Origin of the sequence: Microbulbifer sp. (assembly GCF_051659245.1) — a bacterium.
In the GTDB taxonomy this organism is placed as follows: Bacteria; Pseudomonadota; Gammaproteobacteria; order Pseudomonadales; family Cellvibrionaceae; genus Microbulbifer.
In genome coordinates this window covers 1-4,195 of the sequence record NZ_JBOFOC010000162.1, presented here as the reverse complement: position 1 = coordinate 4,195, position 4,195 = coordinate 1, and the positions used below count along the sequence as shown (strand labels likewise).

The window sequence follows — 4,195 nt, the reverse complement described above, 5'->3', positions numbered from 1 at the left end:
ATCGGTTCCACATCATGTCGATGTTCAACAAGGCCATCGACAGCGTGCGGGCGGAAGAACACAGGCAGCTAAAGAAGGACGGCTACGAACCAGTGCTGACAAAAAGCCGCTGGAGTTTGCTGAAACGCAGAGAGAACCTGACGGAGAACCAGGAGGCGAAACTCTCAGAGTTGCTGAAGTACAACTTGAGAAGTATCCGCGCCTACCTGCTGCGGGAAGACTTTAACGGTCTGTGGGAATATGTGTCGCCAGCATGGGCGGGAAAGTTCCTGGATCGCTGGACCACGCGGGCCATGCGCTCGAAGATCGAACCGATGAAGAAAGTGGCCAGGAATATCCGCCAGCATCGGGAGCTGATCCTGAACTGGTTCAAGGCCAAGAAGGCCATCTCCAACGGCGTTGTCGAGGGGCTGAAAGCGAAAGTGACTGCCAGAAAATCCTACGGCTTCAGGACCTACAGATGCCTGGAAATAGCGCTATACCATGCGCTTGGGCGGCTACCTGTGCCGGAGACGGCCCACAGATTTTACTGACGAGGCTTTTTTTTCAGGTTGGGTCCGCCCAACCTTTTTATTTTCAGGGGGAAAATATGAAAATCGTATCCTTCAACGTCAACAGCATCCGCGCGCGCCTGCACCAGATGGAGGCGCTGGTGCAAAGCCACAGTCCGGAGATTATCGGCCTGCAGGAAACCAAGGTCACCGACGAGGATTTTCCCGTGGATGTGGTGCGCGACCTCGGTTACGAAGTTATTTTTTCCGGCCAGAAAACCCACTACGGCGTCGCCCTGCTCTCCCGCCTGCCGTTTGTCAAAGAGGAGTACGGCTTCCCCGAAGACGGCGCCGACGCCCAGCGACGCACGGTGATCGGCCAGTTCGATATCGGCAAAGGGGAACCGCTGACGGTGATCAACGGCTACTTCCCCCAGGGGGAAAGCCGCGAGCATCCAATCAAATTCCCTGCCAAGCGCAAATACTACGCGGACCTGGACACATACCTGCAAAAGCACTGTAACCCCAGTGCCCCCCTGCTGGTGATCGGCGATATGAATATCTCCCCCACGGACCTGGATATCGGCATCGGCGAACCCAACCGCAAGCGCTGGCTGCGCGACGGCAAGTGCAGCTTCCTGCCCGAGGAGCGCGAGTGGCTGGAAAAAATCCAGGGCTGGGGACTGGTGGATACCTTCCGCGAACAGAACCCGGACACCAATGATATATTCAGCTGGTTCGACTACCGCAGCCGGGGCTTCGAGCGCGACCCCAAGCGAGGCCTGCGTATCGACCTGATCCTGGCCAGCCAGCCCCTGGCCCGCCAGTGCGTGGCCACCGGCATCGACTACGACATCCGCGCCATGGAGCGCCCCTCGGATCACGCGCCCGTGTGGGCCGAATTCGATATCTAGCGCGGGCGGCCAGTCGTGGGCAAAGCTAAACCGGCCAGCCTGCAAGGCAGCCTGTTCCTGCTGAGTGAGGACCAGTACGTCTTCACCGCCGCGCAGATCCAACTGCTGCGGGGCATCGAGGAATGCGGCTCCATTTCCGCCGCGGCCAAAGAGGTCGGCATCAGCTACAAGACCGCCTGGGACCGGGTGGACGCAATGAACAATATGTCCGAGCAACCGCTGGTGGTCCGCTCAGCCGGCGGTGCCAGGGGCGGTGGCACCGCGATCACGGATTTGGGCCGGGAAATCATCCGCGGTTTCCTGGCTCTGCAGGAGGAGCACGAAAACTTTCTCCAGCGCCTGGGCGCCAGGCTGCACTCCGTCGGCGACATCGCCAACTTCATCAGGAGCGAATCGGTGAAAACCAGTGCGCGCAACCAGTTTCGCGGCGAGATCATCAAGGTCAATCCGGGTTCGGTGAACGCGGAAGTGGAGCTGCGCATCGGCGCCGACCAGAGCCTGACCGCCATTATCACCAACGACAGCCTGCAGGCCCTGGGGCTGAAGGTCGGCGCCAGTGCCATAGCCCTGATCAAGGCCTCCTGGGTGCTGCTGAGCAGGGATACGGAGCTGCAGACCAGTGCGCGTAACAAGCTGGTCGGCGTGGTCTCGCGCATTACTGTCGGTGCGGTGAACAGCGATATCACTCTCGACCTGGGCGGCGGCAAGAGCATTTCGGCGATTATCACCAATGACAGTGTCGAAAACCTGGGGTTGAAAGAAGGTGACAACGCCTGCGCCTTTTTCAAGGCTTCCAGTGTGATTTTGATGGCCGAATAACCAATAGCCAATAACCAAGGGCGACACCGAGCCGACACGTAGGGTGCGCCGTGCGCACCATTATTTTTCCTTCAGCATTTTTCGGTACGCACGGCGTACTCTACCACCGCAGCAACCCCTACTTCACGATCGCCACGGATTTTATCTGCGCCCAGACTTTTTTACCCGGTGCAATCCCCAGGTGATCGACCGATCTGCGGGTCAGCCGGGCAATGATATGGCTGGCTCCGCACTTTAGTCGCACCAGTGCCATGGCGTCGTCACTATCGGGAGCAAGTTCGGTAACCTCGACCGGCAGCCGGTTGAGAATACTGGTGTCCCCGTGGGATTCCAGCGCCAGGCTCACGTCCCGGGCCAGAATGCGCACACGGATCTGTTGCTCCAGCGGATCGCCGCCGTCGCGCAGCCAGAGTTCGCCGCCGGCGAAACCGATACGCACCAGGTGCCAGCGCTTGTCCCGCTCCAGCACCCTGCCCTGCAGGACTACTCCGGTTTCCTCCCCGAGACGCAGCGGCAGATCCAGCCGCGACAGCACTCCGGACACTTCGCCCTGGGCCGCCACCCTGCCGCGATCCAGCACCAGTAGATGATCCGCCAGCCGCGCCACTTCGTCGATCGAGTGGCTGACGTACAGGATGGGAATATCGAATTCGGAGCGCAGCCGCTCCAGGTAGGGCAGGATTTCCTGCTTGCGCGCCGTGTCCAGGGATGCCAACGGTTCGTCCATCAGCAACAGCCGCGGGCGAATCAGCAGCGCGCGCGCTATGGCGACCCTCTGCCGCTCGCCGCCGGACATCTGCTCCGGATAGCGACCCAAAATGGGCTCGATGCCCATCAGGGAGATCACATGCTCGATCAATTCAGGCCGGCGTTTGCCGCCACGCTTGACTGCGTAATCCAGGTTGCCCCGGGCACTCAGGTGCGGAAACAGACTGGCTTCCTGAAACACATAGCCCAGGGGCCGCTTATGGGCGGGGAGAAATAGCCTCCCGTCCTGCCAGATATCGCCGTTGACGACCAGACGTGCCCCATCGTTTCTCTGCAACCCGGCGATACAGCGCAGCAATGTCGTCTTGCCGGAACCCGAGTGACCGAAAATAGCGCTGATCCCGCGCCCGGGGAGGGTCGCATCCACATCCAGGCAAAACGGCTGCTCGCCCGCCGACGGAAAAGTCACGAGAAACCGAGTGTGAATACTATTTGGCATCAGACCCAGTACCTCAAGCCGGCGCGCGGCCGCCGATGTTGAAACACATAGAGCCCCAGCAGCACGACAAAGGAAAACAGCAGCATGGCTCCGGCCAGCCAGTGGGCCTGCGCGTACTCCAGCGCCTCGACACGATCGTAGATCTGCACGGACACCACGCGGGTCTCGCCGGGAATATTGCCGCCGATCATCAGTATCACGCCAAACTCACCGACGGTGTGGGCAAAGCCGAGAATACTCGCGGTGACAAAACCCGGTTTCGCCAGGGGCAGCACCACGGTAAAAAACCGGTCCCAGGGCCCGGCGCGCAGGGTCGCAGCCACTTCCAGCGGGCGCTCTCCAAGCGCTTCGATCGCATTCTGGATCGGCTGCACCACAAAGGGCATGGAATAAAACAGGGAAGCAACCACCAGTCCCCGGAAGGTAAACGGCAGTGTTCCCAGCCCCAGGGCCTGGGTGAGCTGTCCCACCGGGCCATTCGGTCCCATGACCAGCAGCAGGTAAAAACCCAGCACCGTCGGCGGCAGCACCAGCGGCAGCGCCACTATGGCTCCCACCGGGCCCTTCCACCGCGAGCGGGTCCTGGCCAGCCACCAGGCGATGGGCGTGCCTATCACCAGCAGCAGGACTGTGACCGTGCTCGCCAGCCGCAGGGTGAGCCAGATGGCCTCCCAGTCCGCCTCTGAAAATCCCATGTTTGAAAACTCTATCTACTGGGCGTCTCTCAAATTGCGACCGCAGGGTGCGCCGTGCGCACCGAAAGC

General features: G+C 60.9%; 5 protein-coding genes. 3 read left to right on the top strand and 2 right to left on the bottom strand.

Features of this window, described 5'->3' with window-relative positions; all coding sequences use genetic code 11:
- The 3 genes from ACRC0P_RS15815 to ACRC0P_RS15805 form a co-directional block, all read left to right on the top strand.
- The coding region (locus ACRC0P_RS15815; RefSeq protein WP_438632271.1) for a transposase at positions 1-533 on the top strand (533 nt) is incomplete at its 5' end.
- A 56-nt stretch (positions 534-589) separates the two neighbouring features.
- The gene (xthA, locus tag ACRC0P_RS15810) at positions 590-1,405 is read left to right on the top strand and encodes an exodeoxyribonuclease III (protein WP_438632270.1); all 816 of its coding nucleotides are present in this window, start codon (positions 590-592) and stop codon (positions 1,403-1,405) included.
- Positions 1,406-1,420: 15 nt separating this feature from the next.
- Positions 1,421-2,224, top strand: a complete 804-nt coding sequence (locus ACRC0P_RS15805; protein ID WP_438632269.1) for a TOBE domain-containing protein — start codon at positions 1,421-1,423, stop codon at positions 2,222-2,224.
- 118 nt (positions 2,225-2,342) lie between these two features.
- Here the strand turns inward: ACRC0P_RS15805 and modC are convergent, their stop codons facing one another.
- Both modC and modB read right to left on the bottom strand, forming a co-directional pair.
- Complete coding sequence (gene modC / locus ACRC0P_RS15800; RefSeq protein ID WP_438632268.1) at positions 2,343-3,431, bottom strand: molybdenum ABC transporter ATP-binding protein; 1,089 nt, start codon at positions 3,429-3,431, stop codon at positions 2,343-2,345.
- Positions 3,431-4,126 carry a molybdate ABC transporter permease subunit gene (gene modB, locus ACRC0P_RS15795; RefSeq protein WP_438632267.1) on the bottom strand — a complete coding sequence of 232 codons (696 nt, stop codon included), beginning with the start codon at positions 4,124-4,126 and terminating at the stop codon, positions 3,431-3,433. Before modB ends, modC begins: the two co-directional genes overlap by 1 nt.
- Positions 4,127-4,195: the final 69 nt, after the last annotated feature.

Bases quoted from the DNA above. Each gene is read 5' to 3' on its own strand.
- modB (WP_438632267.1), bottom strand. From the start codon at position 4,126: ATGGGATTTTCAGAGGCGGACTGGGAGGCCATCTGGCTCACCCTGCGG.
- xthA (WP_438632270.1), top strand. From the start codon at position 590: ATGAAAATCGTATCCTTCAACGTCAACAGCATCCGCGCGCGCCTGCAC.
- modC (WP_438632268.1), bottom strand. From the start codon at position 3,431: ATGCCAAATAGTATTCACACTCGGTTTCTCGTGACTTTTCCGTCGGCG.